Genomic DNA, 20,048 nt, shown 5'->3' with positions numbered 1-20,048 from the left:
CGCGCCGCGCCGGAAGCCCAGACCGAGGACGCACCACGACCCGCCGCGGAACCAAACAAACAAAACAAAAACGTGATCCAGCTTGCATTGGGACCCGCCTGCATCCATACTAAATGAACGCTATTCATTTAGTGATACTTGTCTCAATGGCCACGCGGCAATCTTCATCCTCCCCGACCGCGCCCGGCCAGCTAGAAAGGGCCCCCATGAGCCAGACAATCAATCGCGACGGCAACGCCGCCGGCTCCGCGCATAAGATCAGCGGCAAGGGACTGAAGACCGGGCAGCTCGGCCTGCTCGCCGTCGTCGTCCTCGGTATTTCCTCGGTTGCCCCGGCGTACAGCCTGACCAGCTCGCTCGGCCCGGCCGCAGACGCGGTTGGCCTTCAGCTGCCCGCCATCTTCATCCTTGCATTCATTCCCATGATCCTGATGGCGTTCGCCTACCGGGAACTCAACGCCGATTCGCCAGACAGCGGCACCACCTTCACCTGGGCAACCAAGGCCTTCGGGCCGTGGGTCGGCTGGATGGGCGGATGGGGCCTGCTGGCCGCCAACATCATCGTCCTGTCCAACCTGGCCGGCGTGGCGGTGGACTTCTTCTATCTCTTCCTCGCCCAGGTGTTCGGCAATCCGGAACTGGCAGAGCTGACCTCCAACACGCCGCTGAACATCGCAACCTGCCTGGCATTCGTGGCACTGGCAGTGTGGGTCAGCTATCGCGGCCTGCAGGCCACCAAGCTGGTGCAGTACAGCATGGTCGGCTTCCAGATCGTCGTCCTGGGCGTCTTCATTGTCATGGCCATCACCCACGCCGCATCCGGTGACACCCCCACGGCGATCGGCTTCAACTGGGACTGGTTCAACCCGGCCAAGATCGGCAGCTTCGAACAGTTCGCCGCAGGAATGTCCCTGGCCGTCTTCGTCTACTGGGGCTGGGACGTCTGCCTTACCCTGAACGAAGAGACCAAGGGCGGAAAGGGTACGGCTGGCAAGGCCGGAACCACCACCGCGGTGGCGGTCCTTGGCCTCTACATCGCCGTGATCGTGGCAACCATGATGGTTGCCGGCGTCGGAAGCGACGGCATCGGCCTGAACAACCCGGACAACCAGTCAAACATCTTCGCGGCTCTGGCCTCACCCGTGATGGGCCCACTGGCCATCCTGATGTCCCTGGCCGTCCTTTCCGGCACCGCTTCCTCGCTGCAGTCCACCATGGCGTCCCCGGCGCGTAGCCTGCTCGCCATGAGCCACTACGGCGCCCTGCCGAAGAACCTTTCGACGGTAAGCAAGCGCTTCGGCACGCCCGGCTATGCGACCATTGCCGCCGGCGTGATCTCCGGCGGCTTCTACGCGGTGATGAAGGTGGTCAGCGAAAACGTCCTGAACGACACCATCATGGCCCTGGGCCTCATGATCTGCTTCTACTACTCCCTCACCGCCTTTGCCTGCACCTGGTACTTCCGCAAGAGCCTGTTCTCCAGCGTGCGCAACTTCTTCATGCGCCTGCTCTTCCCCATGGTGGGCGGCCTGGTGCTGACGCTGGTGTTCTTCCAGACCGCCGTGGACAGCTGGGCGCCGGAGTTCGGCAGCGGCTCGGAAATCGGCGGCGTGGGATTGGTGTTCATCCTGGGCGTCGGCATCCTTGCCCTGGGCGTCGTCGCCATGCTCGTCATGGCCCGCCTGCGCCCCGGCTTCTTCAAGGGAGAGACCATCCGCAAGGACACTCCCGCGCTGGTGGTTCCCGAATAGCTTTCGACGTCTGAGCGGAGCGTCGGAACGAGCCGCGCTGCCTGAAGCGCCGGCTCACAACGAAGCCCTGGTCCGGATTTCCGGGCCAGGGCTTCGTTGTGTCAGCCGCCGGGCTTTCGTCGGTCAGGTCCGCCGACGATCAGTTCCGTCGGCGATCAGGTCCGTGACTCACCAGAAGTGGGCAACGTCCACCACCAGGCGCGAACCCGTTCCCGGACCGGCCAAGGTGAAGACCCGGAACGGCAGGCGTGCCCGCACACCGAGGCCGAGTGTCGTATAGCCTTCAAAGCTCCCCGCCCAGGCCACCTGCCGGAAGGTCTGGTACCCGGAGACGTTGCTCAGTTCCTTCTTGTTGGCAGGGTTGTAGGTGGCCTGGCCACTGCTGTTGTACGCGGGGGCGTTGACGGTGACCTGGATGAAGGCACCGCCGCGCAGCGGCACTGGAAGGCCGGAGCCGTCCTGGACCACCTGCGACACGTATTTGACGGTGTAGCCAGCTACTTTGCCATTGAGGTCGATCACAAGGCGGTCGTAGCAAGGCTGCTGACCTGTTCTGACATTTGTTACTTGTGCACCGGACATCGCGGCGTTGGTCTTGGCCAACGACCCCCAGACGATGCCGCAGTATGAGGCCGCCGAAGCGGGCCCCGGAGCGATGAGACCAAGACCGGTAGCCATGACCAGGGCCACCAGCCAGGTTTGAAGCTTTTTCATTGTGGGCCACCTCCCTTGAGTGATTGATACCTCAAGGGTAGGAGCGTTTTGGCCCGTAATGGCGGCTCGTATCCGCTTCGGCGCACAACCGTTAAACGGCCCGCAGACGGGTCACGGAGCGTCACCCTGGGGGCTTAATTCGCCCCTTTTTCGAGGCTCCTGTGGGGCATTCGCAGCCCGGTTCGTTATGCGGGATAACGACGCCGGCCGGCCCGCTCTGCGGGTCGGCGCTTGTACCTCCTTCCAGGTCCTGTCATACGGCTTTGGTCCGGTGGGGCGGACCCCCGCCCAGCCACGGGGGTCCGCCGTCAGCGAGTTGCCGGAAGGCTACCGGGCCGCCCTTGCGATGCCTGCGAACGGCTTCGCCCGCTTGGTCAGGACGATCAGCACAAATCCGAGCAGCAGGCTCAACATGAGTGCCCAAAGGTTCGCTCCAAGGGGCTGGGCAAACGAAGCGGCACCCGCAGCGATCGCGGTGCACATGCCAAGGGGAGCCGCCCAGCCCACGCCCGGAGCCACCGCGAGGGTGCCCGATCCCGAGCCTTTGGTGGCCCCGGAACCGCTTGTTCCGGCGTCGACTACAACGTCAATCCCCTGAGCAGCTCCGCTGCCGGATCCCGGCTTTCCCCCGGTACCGTCAGAGGTCCCACCATCACTACGCCCTGTGCTGAGACCGCCCAGCAAGCCGTTGAGGAATCGAACCACGGTTGGAACAGCCCCGTTCGCGCTGTCAGTGCCATTTCGAACATTGCCTCCACCGTTCTGTTGTCCGCCGGAGTTGGCGGTGCCGAAGATTCCGGCGGTGCCGAGGACACCGGTTCCGGTGCCGCCGAAGTTGCCAAGGTTGTCGAGGTTCCCGAGGTTCCCGAGGACACCCGTACCCAGGATTCCTGTGTTCCCGAGGACGGCCGAATTGCCAAGGAGGCTTGTTCCGGTGCCGCCGAAGTTGCCAAGCGTTCCCGCCAGCGTTCTGGTGTTAATTGCAGGTACTCGCGGCGTGCCAGCGGTGGGAGCTGCAACGGTGCCAAGCGACACCGTCACGTCAGCAGGCCCGGCCTGCGTCCCCGCGGTACCTGCACTGCCTGCCTTCGTTCCGGCCGTCCCGGCACCAAAGGTGCCAAGCGACACCGTCACGTCAGCAGGCCCCGCCTGCGTCCCCGCGGTACCTGCACTGCCTGCCTTCGTTCCGGCCGTCCCGGCACCCAAGGTGCCAAGCGACACCGTCACGTCAGCAGGCCCGGCCTGCGTCCCCGCGGTACCTGCACTGCCTGCCTTCGTTCCGGCCGTCCCGGCACCCAAGGTGCCAAGCGACACCGTCACGTCAGCAGGCCCGGCCTGCGTCCCCGCGGTACCTGCACTGCCTGCCGTCGTTCCGGCCGTCCCGGCACCCAAGGTGCCAAGCGACACCGTCACGTCAGCAGGCCCGGCCTGCGTCCCCGCGGTACCTGCACTGCCTGCCTTCGTTCCGGCCGTCCCGGCACCCAAGGTGCCAAGCGACACCGTCACATCAGCAGGCCCCGCCTGCGTCCCCGACGGGGTTACGGACCGCGTCGCGGTAGGCGCTGCCAGGCCATCAAGCGAAACCACCGCAGTGGTTGGCCGGTTCGCCGACGACGATGGGGATCCCGTTCCAAGCGTTCCCAGCTGGAGGCTCACAACGCCGTTGGAGTGTTGTTCCGGAGCAGCTGTGCCAACGGATACGAGGAAGTTGTTCGTTCCCTCTTGGCTGGCAGTAGTGTCCGCAGCGGAAGCCGCGGCGGCTCCGACGAGCATGACCCCGCCTGCAAGCAGGGCTCCATAAAGGCTCCTGCGCATGAAGTTTTGCATGTCGATCTTCTCCTGAAATGAGCTTGAATGATCGTCCGCCTTGCTCAGGCAGACATGATTGATGCGGTCACAGGACCGCAGGGCATCATTCAGTCAGGAGAAAAACCGGGATTGCGGTTGAGCGCTTGTGGATCAGGTCCGCTGGAGCGGGCCTTGAGTTCGCTGGCCGGGCTAAACGGGACTTTGAAGATATCGGTAGTCCCGGCGACCGGTACCTGCTGGTTCGACAGGCCCCCGGAGTTTGCGCTGCCCGCTGCCCCAACTGGCGGCGTTGCCGGCGGGGATGGATCTTCAGGATGGCCCGCCGGATTCCGCGGCGCCATTCCGGACGTGTTGCCGGCAGGTTCAGGCAAGGTGCCGGAGAACCCGGCTCCGAAGAGCCGGGCTCCGGAAGACTGTTCGTCTGGGTGCTGCTCCGAACCGAGCGCGGAGTGACCGAAGGCCGACTTCGCTGCCGGTGCAAGGTCACGCGCAGCCTCGGGGACCGGTTCAACCGTGGGGCTGCCACCAGCCGCGACTGCCGGCAAAGCGGGTGCTGCCACGATATCCGGCAGCTCGCCGCCAACGCTGGCAGGCAGGGACGCCGCCCGCGTGAGTACCGGCTTCACCGCCGCGGTGCTGTCATGGATGACGGAATCCACGACGGCGGCGGCCGGCTTGGAGATTGCCTGCACCCCTGAGGGGGCCGCCGACGTCACGGTGGAGGTCACGTTCCGGGCGGCGGTTTCGACTGATGTCAGCGAACCATCCGCCAAAGCGGCCACAGGTGCCAGAGACTGCTCCGCCAAGCCTGTCGCGGTCGAGGCCCTTTTAGCGATGGCGACCGCGGGCTCGGCCCCCTTGGGCACGGCTTGATTGGTTACGGTTCGATCGAGCGCGGTTCGATCGAACGCGGCGCTGCTGGGAGATTCCGCGGCGGAGGGGTCATTCACCTGCACGATCCGGGTCGCATCGGAAAGCGAGGAAAGGTCCGACGCGAAACTTGTAGCGGCGCTGGCAAAGACCCAAGCGACAGCCAGGAAAAGGGACCCGAGGAGGACCCGCAGGCCGCGCTGGAGGAAGGTCACGGGCACGACGTTCTGCCACATGGCGTTCACCCCCAGCGGGAAACCTCGAACGATCGTGTTTTGACAGTAGGACCCTGCTGCGGGTAATTCAAGACCTAACCGCTAATGGGTTCAGCCCGCAAAAAAGCCCGCCTGGCCGACGGGCCGGCAGGCGGGCTTTCTCAGTTTTGCGGGAGCTTAGCCTTCGCAGTCGTAGCAGTACTTGAGGCCGTTCTTCTCCAGCGCGATCTGCGAGCGGTGGCGGACCAGGAAGCAGGACGAACACGTGAATTCATCGGACTGCTCCGGGACAACCACGACGGTCAGTTCTTCGCCGGAAAGATCGGCGCCCGGAAGGTCGATGCCCTCAGCTGTGTCGTTTTCGTCAACATCGATGACAGCAGTCTGGGCACCGGCGCCGCGGGACGCCTGAAGGGCCTCGAGCGATTCGGCGGGAGACTCTTCTTCGGTCTTGCGTGGGGCGTCGTAATCGGTAGCCATTAGTGTGGTTCGCTTTCGTTGCTGCACAGTGCCATTCCGGCACCTCAGTGAAGGAGTTTAGGGCATAGTACACGGCTTCAACGAATAGTGTGTCCAAGAAAACATTTTCGGCTTCCCGGCGCCGGTTCCGGCCGGGAATCCTGCCTTTTTTAGCCCAGGTGGGTTAAAAGTGGAAGCTTCCACGGGCGCACCCGCGGAAGCTTCCTTTTCTCTCTCAGTCGTGTCCGCCTAGCTGGAGGGACCGCCCGGGCCGTACATAACCGAGTAGTGCGACAGATCCTTGCCGGAGGTGTGCCAGATGGTCACGCTGGTGACTCCGGGATCGTAGTACGTGATTTCCGCGCCGAGGCCCTGGTTCGCAGAACCGGCCTTGACGCAGGTGGCCGTGATAACCATGCCGGCGGGCGCCGTCAAGGTGATCGAGGTGACGCTTCCGGAAACGTCGATCCGGCCTGAGTCCCATTCCGGACAGAGTTGTCCGGTGGCAGGAGCTGCGCTGGCGGGCATGGCCCCGCCGAGGAAAACCATGCCCGCAACAGCAGCCGCGGCCAGTATTCGCTTCATTCTTTACTCCTCAATGAGCATTGGAAATTCCGGTCCCGGGGTCCCTGTAGCCCCCAGGCCCTCTGCGTTCTGGCCGGCCCTTTCAATAGATGAAATCCGCGCACTCGGATCGTTGGCACATGACGCGCCCCAACTGTGCACCATCTCCACCGTCCAGCTTCGTGACAGATGGCATCCCGCTGAATGCCTGCACGCTCCGTGCGTGCTGCTAGAAACAATAGGGACGCGTGGGAATAAGCACCCGAGTAGTTTGTACTCGTTTTTTGGAGCCGTTCCGCGGCGTTTTCGTCCCCGATTACTTATTCCTTTGCCTCCCCCACCCGGGCACCATGGGAGACATGGAACGCAAGGAGCTCCGGGCGCCGCGCTACATACCGTGGTTGCTTGGCCCCGTGGCCACGGGGTTGGGCCTGCTGGCCCATCTGCTTTCCGGCGGGGCACTCCCCTGGCCGCCGGTGCTCCTTGCCCTGGCGGCGCTGCTCAGCATGTGTGCCTCGCTGGTGTCCCGGCTGCGGCTGCCGGCGTGGGCTTTACTCCTTCTCTGCGGGTTGGCGCAACAGGTACTCCATCCAGCCTTTGTGCTCTTCTCCGGCGTGCCTGCAGGCCCGCAGAGTCCGCCGCATGCGCACGTGTTGCTCCTACCTCCGCTTCCGGGGACGGCCGCCGAGCCTGCCGGGCACCTGCAGGAGCTGATGCTTGTCACGCATGTCGCAGCGGCGCTGCTGACCGCGCTGGTCATGGCCGGGGCCAGCGGCCGCTTTCCCCGACGACCGGCCCGGGACGACGGCCGGGCGGCCCCGGACGACGGCGGCGTCAGGGAATCTGCACCGGATCCCCGTCACTGAGGATGAACCGCAGCGAGCGCCCGTCCGCCAGCACGCCGATATCTGCGAGCGGATCCCCCTCCACCGCGATCAGATCCGCATAGCCGCCTTCGGCCACGACCCCTGCGCGGCCGCTCTCCCCCACGATGTCCGCGCCGACGAGCGTCGCCGAACGGAGCACCTCCAAAGGCGTCTGGACCTGGGCGCGAAGGCGGAACTCTTCGAGCTGGTGGGCCAGCCCGGCACCGTGCAGGTCCGTCCCGTAACCGATGCGGACGCCCGCGGCCGAGGCCTTGGCCAGCGATTCGATACCGCGGTCAAAGATCTCCTCCACCGCCGCCTTCTTGTCCGGGTCCAGCCCGTGGCCACTGGCCCCCGAAAGGATCGCCCAGTACGTGGCCAGGGTCGGCACGTAGAAGGCATCCTTGGCGAGGAACAGCTCGATGCATTCGCCATCCAGGAGGTTGCCGTGCTCGATCGTGCGGACGCCCAGCCGCAGGGCCCGGGAGACGGCTTCCGCTGTATAGACATGCGCGGCGATGTAGCGGTGCGCCAGCCGGGCCTCGTCGACGGCGGCAATCACCTCCGCGTCGGAGAAGCCCAATGCCTCAAGCCGCATCTTTGAGACCACTCCGCCCGAGAGAGTGAGCTTGGCGTGGTCCGCGCCGTCGCGGAACTCGGCGCGCAAGGCCCGGCGGAGTTCCACCTCGCCGTCGCAGACCTTCGTGAGGACGTGCCCGCCGGTGGGTGCGAAGATCGGCCCGCCGGCCTTGAGCCTGGGCCCGGTCACGAGCCGCTCCCCGACGGCGCGGGACAGCCCGGTGTCTGCCCCGCCCATGTCGCGGACCAGGGTGAATCCGCGCAGGAGCATCTCGTGCATCACCCTGGCGGTGCGGGCCGCATGGTACGACGGCGTCCAGGACAGGATTTCGTTGAAGTCGCCGGAGGCCTGGGTGACGTGGGCGTGTGCGTCGATCAGGCCGGGCAGTACCGTCAGTCCGCTGAGGTCGATTTCGACGGCGTCCGCAATGGTACGGCTGGACTCCGAGATTTCGGCGATCACACCTTGCCGGGCCACAATGGTCCGCGACGGCCCCAGTTCCCCGCAATCAACGTCGAGGATCCGGGCGTTGCGGAGGACGACGGCCTGGGTGCGGGTCTGCCCGGGGTCTGTCCTAACGGGCATGGTTATTGCTTTCCGCTGCCCGCACCGAGGGGCTGGTGGGATCGATCGGGCCGTCCGCGTCCGCCGTCGCCGTTTCCGCCAGGCCGGAGGCACGCTGGTCGATTTCCTCGAGGGAACGGCCGCTGGTCGAAACGCCGAAGACAAGAACCACCAAAGCCGCGCCTCCCAGGACCGCCATGACCATGGTGAAAACGCCGCCGAAGCCCAGCACCGGGTAGGCGGCGCCGATCAGGATCGGGGCGGTGATGCCGCCGATCCGGCCGAAGGCGGAGGCGCTGCCCATGCCGGTAGCCCGCAGCCTGGTTCCGTAAACCTCAGGGGTGTAGGCGTAGAGGCCGGCGTAGCAGCCGTTCATGAAGAAGGAGAGGAGGGAACCGAAAGCGAGGACCATGCCCTCGGCAGGCGCCTGGGACAGCAGGAACGCCGCACCCGCGCCGCCCGTCAGATAGATCGCAATGGTCACGCGGCGGCTGAGTCGTTCGTTCAGGAACGCCGCACTGTAATAGCCCGGGATCTGCGCGACGGTAATGATCAGGGAGTACGTGAAGCTGCCGGTGATTGTCATCCCCTTGGCCACAAGCAGGGAAGGAATCCAGACGAAGAAGCCGTAGAAGGAGAAGGTCACCGAGATCCAGAGGAGCCAGATCACCGCGGTGCGCCGGGCGTTGCCGTGCCGCCACAGGTCCACCTGCTGGAACAGCGGCGGAGCCTTCGGCGTCTCTGCCTTGACGGCGACGACGGCGGAGCTTCCGGTGCGGACGAGGCGGCCTTCTTCGAGGCCTTGGACGATCAGTTCGGCTTCTGCGACGCGGCCCCTGGTGAGGAGCCAGCGCGGGGACTCGGGGAGCACGCGCCGCCACCAGAGGAGCATGACGATGGGGGCCGCCGTGACGAGCTGGCCGATCCGCCAGCCCTCGGGAAAACCGGCGACGACGGTGGTGCCGATCAGCGCCGCGCTGACGTAGCCGAGCGCGAAGAAGCCGGCCACCGCGCCGACGAAGAAGCCGCGGCGCTTCTTGGGGATGAACTCTGCGATGAACGTGGGAATGATGGCGGCCTCGGCTCCGATGCCGATGCCCGCGATCACGCGCATGATGAAGAAGAATTCCCAGCCCTGGGAGAACGCGGCCACGACGGTCGCGGTGGCGTAGAGGGCCAGGGCGTACATCATGACCTTGCGGCGGCCGATCCGGTCGCCCAGGGCGCCGGCCCCGATCGCCCCGATGAAGATACCGATCAGCAGGGAACTGCCGATGAGTCCGGCCTGGGCGCCGTCCAGGTGCCAGAGCGGTTTGATGATCGGCATGATGTAGGAGACGAGCGAGCCGTCCATGCCGTCGAAGAGCAGTCCAAGGCCTCCGATGAACGCCAGTTGGATGTGGGGTTTGCCTACCCGCATGCCGTCCATGCGTTCAAGGAGTGACCGCGTCGTTGCCATCACGTTGCCTTTCTGTTGGGGAGAACGGGAATCCTGTTGGGTGGTGACCAGAGCGTCCATTCATCGCTCTTGGCATACAGGATTCCATTTTTTGTGTGCAATGTCACTAGTGAAAGGTGACATTTCACACTTGTGGCATACCAAATGCAGGACACGCCTCAGGCGGAAAGGTCGACCTTCAGTCCCAGGCCACGCTCCACCGCGGCGTCGAAGAGAAGCCGCCCGATGGCCAGGTCCTGCAGCCCCATGCCGACGGAGTTGAAGAGGGTCACCTGCTCGCGGCTTTGCCGGCCAGCGACCGAGCCGGCGATCACCTGGCCTAGTTCGCCGGCCACATCCTCGACTCGCAAGGCCCCTTCCTCGACCGCGAGGAGCAGGTCGCCGGACTTGGCAAGCGCGGTCTCCAGGCTGTCCACGACGACCCGCGAGCGCGACATCGCCTCGGCATCGAGCTCGCGGTGATCGGGGCGGGGACGGGCGCCGACCGCATTGACGTGCAGGCCTTCGCCGAACAAACGGCCGAAGACGATTGGGGACACCGAGGGCGTCAGGGTGCAGACGACATCGCTGGCATCCATGAGCTCAGGCAAGCCTTCTGCGCGGACAACCTCGAGGCCGTGGTGCTCCACCGCCTGTCGGAAGGAATCCACGGTCGCAGCCGTGCGGGACCACACCACCACGGTGTCAATCGGGAGGACCGCCCGCATCGCCTCGACATGGGCCACAGCCAACGCCCCTGCGCCGACCAAGCCCAGGACCCGGCTGTCGGGCCGGGCGAGGTGGCGGGAGGCCACGGCAGTCATGGCGGCGGTCCGGATCCGGGTGGGAACCCGCCCGTCGAGCAAGGCAAGGGTTTCGCCCGTTGACCGGTCAGCGAGCACGATCGACGAGCGCTGGGTCGGCAATCCCGCCAGGGCATTGTCCGGAATGTCGCTGAGCAGCTTCGATGCGACCAGGCCGCGCGGCGCCGAGGCTGCGGCCATGACGAGATAGCGGGAATCGGCGTCGGGAAGTCTCATGGACAGCGGGGCGGGCTGGGTGGCCGTACCGTGCGCCTGGTCTACCAAACTGCTTTCCAGCGCGCGGATCGTCGCGTCCATATCAACCGCTGCGGCAAGCTCTGAAGCGGTGAGGATCAGGGTCAAGGGGTCTCCTTCCAAAGTGTTGTCAGGATCACCATAGATCACTTTTGGCATACCAAATAGAGGAATCAAGGGAGGACCGTCCGCGACTGCCTTTGTGGGCGGTGGCGCTCATGGTCACTGGTTACATCAGCTATTTCGGCATCAGCTTCGCCAACCTCAATAGGATCGCCCTGGCCACGAGCGGCGTGGATGCACCGCCGCCCTGGATGCATCGCCCGCGGGGACGTGGGGCGAGCCGTTCTACCTTCTGTTCGCGATCGGCAATCTTGGCGGCACGCTGCTGCTCGGCCTCGCGGTGATCCTGGCCGGCCGCGCCGCCGGGGTGCCGTGGTGGGCGGGCGCGCTCGAGATCGTCGGGCTCACGTTCGTGGCCGGGGCGGTGAGGCGGTCGACGAACGCGGACTGGGTGGCGCGGGGCTGACCCCTGACGCCCGGAACGAAAACCCGTGGGTCAGAGGCACAATCGGAGCCCCCTGCCGGATTCGAACCGGCGACCCCCTGTTTACAAGACAGGTGCTCTGGCCAACTGAGCTAAGGAGGCGTGCCCCGGGAAGACCCGGGGCGTTGCGCAGAAACTGCGCTCAACAAGGGTAGCTCATTCCAGGGCCCACCCTCCAAAAACGCAAAGGCGGGCCGCGCGCTGAATCCAACAGCACACGGCCCGCTTACAGGTGGAAGAAGCTACTTCTTCGCGGCGATGACCTTGTTCAGCTCGCCGACGAAGTCGGGAGTCGTCTTGCCGTCCCACTGCTTGCCGTCGATGAAGACGGTGGGCGTGCCGGTGACGCCGACGTTCAGCGTCTCCTGGGTAATGACCTTCACGTAGGGACGGTAGGTCTTGTTCTCCACGCAGGAGTCGATGCTCGCGGAGCCCACTTCGGTGGCCATCTTCTTGAGCTCGTCGTCGGAGATGCCGGCACTGCCTTCAGCAGGCTGGCGTTCGAACAGCAGGTTGAAGAAGGCTGCGTACTTGTCCGGCGAAACGTTGGCCACGCAGGCCGCTGCGTTGGCGGCACGGGAGGAGTAGTTGGTGGTGGACTGGCGGTCCAGGAAGCCCAGGGGGCGGTATTCCAGGGTGATCTTCCCTTCGTCCCGCAGCTTGGTCAGGGTCTCGCCGTAAGCGGTTTCGAACTGTTTGCAGATCGGGCAGATGAAGTCGATGTACGCCACGACCTTGACGGGCTTTCCAGCTTCCGCTTCGGCGCCGGGAGCCACGACGGTGGCGGGCTTGGTGGCCGGTGCAGACGGCAACGAGGCGAGGTCAACGCTAGCGGCCTCGGACTTGGCCACTTCGGTGCCCTTCAGCAGCGTCACGCCGCCGTGCACATTGCCGTTGGCCGGCGTCGGGCCCTTATCCGCGATCGGGGCGTTGCTCTGGATGCCCTGCATGACGGTCAAAGCGATGATGCCGATGATCACCACCACGGCAACCACGATGCCCCAGCCAATGAGCAGCTTGTTCCGTTTGTCCTTCTTCAGCTGCGCTTCGCGGATCTCGCGGGCCCTTTCCCGGGCCTGGGCGGTGCGCTCTGCCTTGGACAGGCGCGGTTCGTTTGCGGGGCTCATCAGTTCCTCGTTGATCGTCGGCTTTGGTACTGGGGTATGGCACTGGGGCCAGTTTACGGGTGAAACCGCACAGTCGGCCGAGGGCGCCAACCCCGTCCAATGAACGAGCGGATGTGGGTGATGATTCCCGCCGGTAGGGTGGGATGTGAGTCACAAGCAATCCCAGGGAGCAGTAATGCAGGAACCGGCAAGCGAAAAACTCATGGCCAAGGCGAGGAAAAGACCCTCGCCGGCGCCGGCCAAATACGACTTCATGGTGGTCTCCAACCGGCTGCCCGTGGACCGCTGTTCCGCTGAGGACACGGCCAATAACGGCGAAGGCTGGCGACGCTCCCCCGGCGGCCTGGTGACGGCGCTGGCCCCCTTCATGGCAAAGAGCGACGGCGCGTGGGTCGGCTGGCACGGCGCCCCGGACGAACCGTTGGAGCCGTTCAGCCACGACGACATGGACCTGGTCCCCGTGCAGCTCAGCGCGGACGATGTTGAGCTGTATTACGAAGGCTTTTCCAACGCCACCTTGTGGCCGCTCTACCACGACGTCATCGCCCGTCCGGAGTTCCACCGGACCTGGTGGGACGCCTACCGCCGCGTGAACCAAAGGTTCGCCGACGCCGTCGTGCAATCCGCCGACAAGAACGCCACCATCTGGGTGCAGGATTACCAGCTGCAGCTGGTCCCCCAGATGCTGCGCCGGGCACGGCCGGACCTGAAAATCGGCTTCTTCAACCACATTCCGTTCCCGCCACCGGAAATCTTTGCCCAGCTGCCCTGGCGGCAGGCGATCATCGAAGGCCTGCTCGGCTCGGACCTGGTGGGCTTCCAGCGCCCGAGCGATGCCGCGAACTTCATGCGTTCGGCCCGCCGCTTCCTCGGCGCGAGCGTCAAGCAGCAGCAGGTGCATGTCAGGGATTCGACCGGCAAGGTCACGCACATTGCCCGCGCCCAGCCCTTCCCGATTTCCATCGCGGTGGAGCAGATCAGCGAGCTCGCCGAGCGGCCGGACATCATCGAACGTGCCCGGCAGATCCGCCAGGACCTCGGCAATCCGCGGACGATCCTTCTGGGTGTGGACCGATTGGACTACACCAAGGGCATCCGCCACCGGCTCAAGGCCTTTGAGGAGCTCCTTCAGGAAGGCCGGCTGGCAGTCCAGGACGCCACCCTCATCCAGGTGGCCAGCCCCAGCCGGGAGCGCGTGGAACAGTACCGGATCCTCCGCGAGGAGATCGAAGGCACGGTGGGCCACATCAACGGCAGCTACGACACCATGCAGAACACGGCGGTGCGCTACCTGCACCACAGTTACCCGGTGGAGGAAATGGTCGCCCTCTACCTCGCCGCGGACGTCATGCTGGTCACGGCGCTGCGGGACGGCATGAACCTCGTGGCCAAGGAATACGTCGCCGCCCGGACCAAGCACACGGGCGCGCTGGTGCTGAGCGAATTCACGGGCGCGGCGGACCAGCTCAAACAGGCCCTGCTGGTGAATCCGCACGACATCGACGGACTCAAGAACACCATCATGCGAGCCGTCGAACTGCCGGCCAACGAGTCCCGGCGCCGGATGCGCGCCATGCGCAAGCAGATCCTGGATCACGACGTCGACCACTGGTCCTCCGAATTCCTGGCCGCCTTGGCTGAAACGGTGGTGCGCGATGACAGCTGAGAACAAACCGCCCCTGAGCCTCTCCCCCGGGCTCCTCGATGCCGTGCGCACCATCGCGGAAACCGAGCAGCTGCTGGTGGCCATGGATTTCGACGGGACCATCTCGCCGATCGTCGACCATGCCGGCGACGCGCGCCCCCTTCCGCGTTCGGCTGCCGCTTTCGCCGAACTCGCCGCCCTGCCGCGCACGACGACGGCGCTCATCTCCGGGCGCGCCCTGTCCAGCCTGCGTGCGGTCGCCGCCCCTCCTGCCGCCACCCTGCTGATCGGCAGCCACGGCGCGGAGGCCTGGCTGGGACCCGGCTCCGCCGAACTGCGGCTGGACCCGGACCAGGAGGCCCTGCTGGCGGAGGTCCGGGGGATCCTCGCCGAAATAGTGGCCATCGCTCCCGGGACGCTCCTCGAAGACAAACCGGCCGGCGTCGTGCTCCATACCCGGACGGCGGACGACGACGTGGCCGAAGACGCGGTCGAGGCGGCCCGCACCGCGCTGCAGGACATGCACGGCGTGTACCTGAAGGACGGCAAGCGGGTCCTGGAGACCTCGGTGGTGCACACCTCCAAGGGCGAGGCGCTGGCTTTCCTGCGCCAGGCCACCGGGGCAACGGCTGTGCTGTTTGCCGGGGACGACGTCACCGACGAGGACGCACTGGCCAGGCTCCACCCCGGGGATGTCGGGGTCAAGGTGGGGCTGGACTTCACCCAGGCGGAATTCCGGGTCGAGGCGCCGGTCCACGTGGCCGAACTCCTTGAAGCCTTGCTCCGGGAGCGCCGGGAGAACGTCACCCCGGAATAGCCGGAAAATGTGACGGGCGTAACATTTGCTTCGTAAAAAACGATTTCTGGCATACTCTCTTGTGTGACGCGGCGCACAGACACCGTGCGGCGTCGCATGAGCTCCCCGCCCCGACCGCTTTCCAAGCGCGAGCCGGCGGGGAGTCCAACTGAATAAACATGAACCATTCACAACGGATCGTCCGGCACGTACCTGCCGGTGAAGGGATTGATAACTGTGGCTACAGTTACTTTTGATAACGCTACGCGTCTGTACCCGGGCACAGATAAGCCCGCCGTCGATAAGCTGAACATCGACATCGCCGATGGCGAATTCCTGGTCCTCGTTGGACCCTCCGGTTGCGGTAAGTCCACCTCCCTGCGCATGCTCGCAGGCCTTGAGGACGTGAACTCCGGCCGTATCCTGATTGGCGACCGCGACGTCACCGACGTTCCGCCGAAGGACCGCGACATCGCCATGGTCTTCCAGAACTACGCCCTGTACCCGCACATGACCGTTGCGGACAACATGGGCTTCGCGCTGAAGATCGCCGGAGTTTCCAAGGAAGAGCGCGCAGAGCGCGTCCGCGAAGCCGCCAAGCTCCTTGACCTTGAGCAGTACCTGGACCGCAAGCCGAAGGCCCTCTCCGGTGGTCAGCGCCAGCGCGTTGCCATGGGCCGTGCAATCGTCCGTAACCCGCAGGTCTTCCTCATGGACGAGCCGCTGTCCAACCTGGACGCCAAGCTCCGTGTCCAGACCCGCACCCAGATCGCGTCCCTGACCCGCCGCCTCGGCGTCACCACGGTCTACGTGACCCACGACCAGGTCGAGGCCATGACCATGGGCGACCGCGTCGCAGTGCTCAAGGACGGCCTGCTGCAGCAGGTTGACACCCCGCGCAACCTCTACGACCGCCCGCAGAACGTCTTCGTTGCCGGCTTCATCGGCTCCCCCGCCATGAACCTGCTGGAACTGCCCGTTGTCGACGGCGGCGTCCAGTTCGGCGGCACCGTCTACCCGGTTCCGGCAGACGTCCTGGAAGAGGCCCACGGCCGCACCGTGACCCTCGGCACCCGTCCGGAAGACCTCGAGACCGCCGGCGCCGGTGAAGGCCTGCAGGTTGAGGTCGACGTCGTCGAAGAGCTCGGCGCCGACGCCTACGTCTACGGCCACACCACGCTGGACGGCAAGGACCACGACATCGTGGCCCGCGTCGACGGCCGCCGCCCCCCGATGAAGGGTGAGTCCATCTGGGTCCGCCCGCAGTCGGGCCACGTGCACCTGTTCGACACCAAGACGGGCCTGCGCCTGGGCGACTAATCCCCACCGCATAACCGCATAACCGACGGCGGCTCCTCCACACGGATGGGCCGCCGTCGGCGTTAACCGCACATTTCATACGGAAGAATTGACACCATGACCGAGCAAAGCGGAGCCCAGTGGCATGACGAACCGACCGACTACGGGCAGATCGGCAAGCTGCCCCGCACCGAGGCCGCCAGCGCAAAGGACACCGCTCCCCCGGCGAGCGTGATCGGCTCGCTCAACATCACCGCAGCCGCCGCGGATCCCGAACTGCTGGATCTTCCCTGGCATATCGCGCTGGAGGACTGGCCGGCGGAAAACCTCGCCGCCCTGCCGCGCGGCATCTCCCGGCACATCGTGCGTTTCGCCCACCTGGGCGGCTCGGTCATCGCCATCAAGGAAACCTCCGAGCACGTGGCCCGCCACGAGTACCACATGCTCCGCAAACTCGCCCGGCTGGACGTCCCCTGCGTTGAACCGGTCGCCGTGATCACCGGCCGCACCACGCCCGACGGCAAGCCGCTGAACCCGGTGCTCGTCACCCGGCACCTGAAGTTCTCCATGCCGTACCGCGCCCTGTTCTCGCAGATGCTCCGCAAGGACACCCTGACCCGCCTGATCGACGCCCAGGCCCTCCTGCTGGTGCGCCTGCACCTGATCGGCTTCTACTGGGGCGACGTTTCGCTTTCCAACACCCTGTTCCGCCGCGACGCGGGCGCCTTCGCCGCTTACCTCGTGGATGCCGAGACCGGCGAACTGTACCCGGACCTGTCCACCGGGCAGCGCGAGTACGATCTGGAGATCGCCCGCGTGAACATCGCCGGTGAGCTGATGGACCTGCTGGACGGCGGACTCATCGAGGACAAAGTGGACCCCGTGGCCACCTCGGAACTCATCATGGATTCCTACCGCAGGCTCTGGGCCGAGCTCACCGGGAAGGAATCCTTCGAGCTTGGGGAACGCTGGCGCGTCGGGGCCCGTATCCGGCGCCTTAACGAACTCGGCTTCGACGTCGAGGAGTACGCCATCAAGACCACCGCGGACGGTTCGACCATCCAGTTGCAGCCCAAAGTGGTCGACGCCGGCCACCACCAAAGGCGGCTGCTGCGCCTCACCGGGCTGGATGCCCAGGAAAACCAGGCCCGCCGCCTGCTCAACGACATGGACTCCTTCCGCGCGGACAACAATCCGGACATGGACGAGGAATACAGCGCCCACATGTGGGTGAGCCAGATCTTCGAGCCGATTGTGCGCTCCATCCCGCGCGAACTGGCGGGCAAGCTGGAACCGGCGGAGGTGGTCCACGAAGTCCTCGAACACCGCTGGTACATGAGCCAGAAGCAGGACCGCCACATCCCGTTGGCCGAAACCGTGCAGTCCTATCTGGACACTGTGCTGCGCCACCGGCGGGACGAGGCGGCGATCATGCTCAACCCCGATACCGAGCTGCTGAAGATTTTGGAAGTCGAAACCGAAGAGTCGCGGTACAGCGACCTTGACGACTATCCGGACGCAGACGACTGATGATGACGACGGCCGGGTTGCTGCCTGCGGGAAGCAACCCGGCCGTCGGGGTTAAGGGGTTCCAAGGTTAAGGGGTTCCAAGGTTAAGGGGTTCTAGGGTTCCAGCGTTCCCGCGAGCCCCCTGAGCACGGGTTCGCGGCCCAGTTCGATGTGGGTGTACGCCAAGGAGTAGGCAAGATCGGCGTGGCCGCCGAGGATCGCCTTGCACAGTTCCACGTGCTCGTCGCGCTGGAGTTCGCTGCTGCGGTTGTGCGCCAGGCCGAAGATCCAGCGCATCCTTCCGAACAGCGGCTTAACCGATTCGATCAGCAGGCGGTTAGCGGAAAGCCGCACGATCTCCGCGTGGAACGCGGCACTCAGCCGTACGACGTCGTCGGTCCGGCCGTCGTCGATTGCCTGCCGCCCGGCGTCGAGCAGTTCCTGCAGGCTCTCACCCGGTGCGCCCTGCGCGACCTGAACGGCAGCCATCCTCGCGGCGAAGGTTTCCAGGCACAGCCGAACGTCGAACAGGTCGTTGACGTCGCTGAGGCTCAGCCGGCGTACCACCGCGCCGCGGCGGGGGAAGGTCTCCACGAAGCCGTCCTGCTCCAGCCGCTGGATGGCCTCGCGAACCGGGATCCGTGAGACGTTGTAGAGCTCGGACAGCTCACGCTCGCGCAGCCGGGTTCCTTGCGCGTACTCGCCGGCGACGATCCCTTCAAGGACCAGCTGGTAAACCTGTTCCGCACGGGCTTCGTCGTCCCTTGCGTTCAGCGTTCCCGTAACCGGCGTCGACATCGGCATGGCCCCTTTCCAGCTCACAGCCCCGGCGCGGACTGCCGGAGCATGGCGGGTCATACCGCCCATCTTTTCACCCGAGCATACACGGGCCGAAACGGCTGATCCGCAGTACCGCGGGGCCGTCCGGCGCCATTACGAGCACGTATCCACACTGTGTTTCCTTCCTTGTGCCGCCGCGGCATCCTCGGGCAATTGCCTGGTCCCACGCAACGCGGTGTTTGGTATTCCAGACAATGGCCATTTTGTGATTTACATCGCACTCGAACTATCCTAGCCTGAGTTTGGTATACAAAACGTTCCGGAGCGCGCTCCTCGAACCACGAAACGAGCTTTTCCGTTGACTCAGCTTCAGTCCCCAGCCGAGCCTGGCACCGCGAACGCGGCCACAGCCGAGGCCCGCCCCGCCGAGGCCCGTTCACTGCTGGCCACCGCCTGGCTGAGGATCCGCCGCAGCAAGATTGCCCTCCTCAGCCTGTGCGTAGTGGTGGCCATCATGCTGTTCGCGGTCCTCGCGCCGGTCCTCAGCGCCATGTCCGGCAATGATCCCTTCACCTCCAACACCAGCCCTGAGGTCCTGGACGACTTCGAAACCCCGGGCCTCCCGCTTCCGGGCTACATGTACCCCTCCGCCAGCCACTGGCTTGGCGTGGAACCGGGCCTTGGCCGCGACCTGTTCGCCCGGCTGGCCTTCGGCGGCCAGGTCTCCCTGACCATCGCACTGCTGTCCACGGCAGTTTCCGTTGTCCTGGGCACCGTCCTGGGCGCGGCGGCCGGCTACTTCGGCGGCAAGACCGACGCGATCATCAGCCGCATCATGGACCTGTTCCTCGCCTTTCCGCACCTGCTCCTGGTCCTGTCCCTGACGCCGATCCTGCAGTCACGGCTGCGGGATACTCCGCTGGGCCAGGGCAGCTTCCTGCCCATGGCCTCGCTGGTGATCATCCTGGGCTTCTTCGGGTGGGCGTACCTGGCCCGGATCGTGCGCGGCCAGGTGCTCAGCCTGCGCGAGCGCGAGTTCGTCGAGGCGGCCCGGTCTTTCGGATCCTCGCACCTGAGCATCCTGTTCCGCCAGATCATCCCCAACGTGATGGGCGTGGTGCTGGTCTACGCCACCATGCTCATTCCCACCAACATCTCCGCCGAGGCGGCGCTGTCCTTCCTGGGCGTCGGCGTCAAGGACCCCACACCGTCGTGGGGCCAGATGCTCAACGCGGCCCAGGCCGGCAACTGGTACCTGAGCGATCCGTGGTTCCTGGCCGTTCCCGGCGTCATGCTCATCGTCACTGTCCTGACCTTCAACCTTCTGGGCGACGCCGTGCGCGATGCCCTGGACCCCAAGGCCTCCCGCCACTAATCCGTTCCAAGTCCGTTCCAAGTCCGTTCCACCCAACACTCCGTTCCATCCACCCGACTCCGTCAAACCCACTCAACGAGGA

The 20,048-nt window shown here is 65.5% G+C and carries 17 protein-coding genes and 1 tRNA gene; 7 read left to right on the top strand and 11 right to left on the bottom strand.

The annotated features are described in order from the left end of the window. The first annotated feature begins 206 nt into the window (after positions 1–206). The gene (locus ACN9M4_RS03930) at positions 207–1,751 is read left to right on the top strand and encodes an APC family permease (protein WP_426302261.1); all 1,545 of its coding nucleotides are present in this window, start codon (positions 207–209) and stop codon (positions 1,749–1,751) included. A 168-nt stretch (positions 1,752–1,919) separates the two neighbouring features. On the opposite strand, the gene ACN9M4_RS03925 is transcribed toward ACN9M4_RS03930, so the two are convergent. The 5 genes from ACN9M4_RS03925 to ACN9M4_RS03905 form a co-directional block, all read right to left on the bottom strand. Beyond that, positions 1,920–2,465, bottom strand: coding sequence for an AMIN-like domain-containing (lipo)protein (locus tag ACN9M4_RS03925; RefSeq protein ID WP_426302260.1), 546 nt, complete (start codon positions 2,463–2,465; stop codon positions 1,920–1,922). Between the two features lie 327 nt (positions 2,466–2,792). After that, positions 2,793–4,292 carry a hypothetical protein gene (locus ACN9M4_RS03920; protein WP_426302259.1) on the bottom strand — a complete coding sequence of 500 codons (1,500 nt, stop codon included), beginning with the start codon at positions 4,290–4,292 and terminating at the stop codon, positions 2,793–2,795. An 89-nt stretch (positions 4,293–4,381) separates the two neighbouring features. Then, complete coding sequence (locus tag ACN9M4_RS03915; protein ID WP_426302258.1) at positions 4,382–5,380, bottom strand: hypothetical protein; 999 nt, start codon at positions 5,378–5,380, stop codon at positions 4,382–4,384. 156 nt (positions 5,381–5,536) lie between these two features. Next, the gene (locus tag ACN9M4_RS03910; protein WP_115789241.1) at positions 5,537–5,839 is read right to left on the bottom strand and encodes a DUF4193 domain-containing protein; all 303 of its coding nucleotides are present in this window, start codon (positions 5,837–5,839) and stop codon (positions 5,537–5,539) included. Positions 5,840–6,067: 228 nt separating this feature from the next. Continuing rightward, positions 6,068–6,403, bottom strand: coding sequence for a hypothetical protein (locus ACN9M4_RS03905; protein ID WP_426302257.1), 336 nt, complete (start codon positions 6,401–6,403; stop codon positions 6,068–6,070). A gap of 338 nt (positions 6,404–6,741) precedes the next feature. On the opposite strand from ACN9M4_RS03905, the gene ACN9M4_RS03900 reads away from it, so the two are divergent. Continuing rightward, on the top strand, positions 6,742–7,248 hold the full coding sequence (locus ACN9M4_RS03900; RefSeq protein WP_426302256.1) for a hypothetical protein: 507 nt from the start codon (positions 6,742–6,744) through the stop codon (positions 7,246–7,248). On the opposite strand, the gene ACN9M4_RS03895 is transcribed toward ACN9M4_RS03900, so the two are convergent. The 5 genes from ACN9M4_RS03895 to ACN9M4_RS03875 form a co-directional block, all read right to left on the bottom strand. After that, positions 7,217–8,413, bottom strand: coding sequence for an amidohydrolase family protein (locus tag ACN9M4_RS03895; protein ID WP_426302255.1), 1,197 nt, complete (start codon positions 8,411–8,413; stop codon positions 7,217–7,219). The two genes, ACN9M4_RS03900 and ACN9M4_RS03895, sit on opposite strands and share 32 nt — an antisense overlap. After that, positions 8,403–9,851: an MFS transporter gene (locus ACN9M4_RS03890; RefSeq protein ID WP_426302254.1), complete on the bottom strand. Its 1,449-nt coding sequence runs from the start codon at positions 9,849–9,851 to the stop codon at positions 8,403–8,405. The genes ACN9M4_RS03895 and ACN9M4_RS03890 overlap by 11 nt, the downstream gene beginning before the upstream one ends. A 158-nt stretch (positions 9,852–10,009) precedes the next feature. After that, positions 10,010–11,047, bottom strand: coding sequence for an ornithine cyclodeaminase family protein (locus ACN9M4_RS03885; RefSeq protein ID WP_426302253.1), 1,038 nt, complete (start codon positions 11,045–11,047; stop codon positions 10,010–10,012). A gap of 416 nt (positions 11,048–11,463) precedes the next feature. After that, positions 11,464–11,537: transfer RNA gene (locus ACN9M4_RS03880), tRNA-Thr, on the bottom strand. Positions 11,538–11,677: 140 nt separating this feature from the next. Beyond that, positions 11,678–12,562, bottom strand: coding sequence for a DsbA family protein (locus ACN9M4_RS03875; RefSeq protein WP_426302252.1), 885 nt, complete (start codon positions 12,560–12,562; stop codon positions 11,678–11,680). Positions 12,563–12,737: 175 nt separating this feature from the next. Here ACN9M4_RS03875 and ACN9M4_RS03870 point away from each other — a divergent pair, with 175 nt between their 5' ends. The 4 genes from ACN9M4_RS03870 (at position 12,738) to ACN9M4_RS03855 (ending at position 17,832) form a co-directional block, all read left to right on the top strand. Further along, positions 12,738–14,228 (top strand): alpha,alpha-trehalose-phosphate synthase (UDP-forming), encoded by a 1,491-nt coding sequence (locus ACN9M4_RS03870; protein WP_426302251.1) that lies wholly within the window; start codon positions 12,738–12,740, stop codon positions 14,226–14,228. Next, entirely contained in the window at positions 14,218–15,024 is an 807-nt protein-coding gene (gene otsB / locus ACN9M4_RS03865; RefSeq protein ID WP_426302250.1) for a trehalose-phosphatase, read from the top strand. The genes ACN9M4_RS03870 and otsB overlap by 11 nt, the downstream gene beginning before the upstream one ends. 216 nt (positions 15,025–15,240) lie before the next feature. Continuing rightward, positions 15,241–16,323, top strand: coding sequence for an ABC transporter ATP-binding protein (locus ACN9M4_RS03860; RefSeq protein ID WP_426302249.1), 1,083 nt, complete (start codon positions 15,241–15,243; stop codon positions 16,321–16,323). Between the two features lie 96 nt (positions 16,324–16,419). Next, entirely contained in the window at positions 16,420–17,832 is a 1,413-nt protein-coding gene (locus tag ACN9M4_RS03855; protein WP_426302248.1) for a DUF4032 domain-containing protein, read from the top strand. Positions 17,833–17,925: 93 nt separating this feature from the next. Here ACN9M4_RS03855 and ACN9M4_RS03850 read toward each other — a convergent pair whose 3' ends face one another. Then, positions 17,926–18,669 carry a GntR family transcriptional regulator gene (locus ACN9M4_RS03850; RefSeq protein WP_426302247.1) on the bottom strand — a complete coding sequence of 248 codons (744 nt, stop codon included), beginning with the start codon at positions 18,667–18,669 and terminating at the stop codon, positions 17,926–17,928. A 280-nt stretch (positions 18,670–18,949) separates the two neighbouring features. On the opposite strand from ACN9M4_RS03850, the gene ACN9M4_RS03845 reads away from it, so the two are divergent. Beyond that, on the top strand, positions 18,950–19,966 hold the full coding sequence (locus ACN9M4_RS03845) for an ABC transporter permease (RefSeq protein ID WP_426302246.1): 1,017 nt from the start codon (positions 18,950–18,952) through the stop codon (positions 19,964–19,966). The last annotated feature ends 82 nt before the right edge of the window (positions 19,967–20,048 follow it).

Source organism: Arthrobacter sp. R-11 (genome assembly GCF_049913155.1).
Classification (GTDB): domain Bacteria; phylum Actinomycetota; class Actinomycetes; order Actinomycetales; family Micrococcaceae; genus Arthrobacter.
Note: the sequence above shows the minus strand (reverse complement) of the source record. Positions and strands in the feature narration are given on the sequence as shown.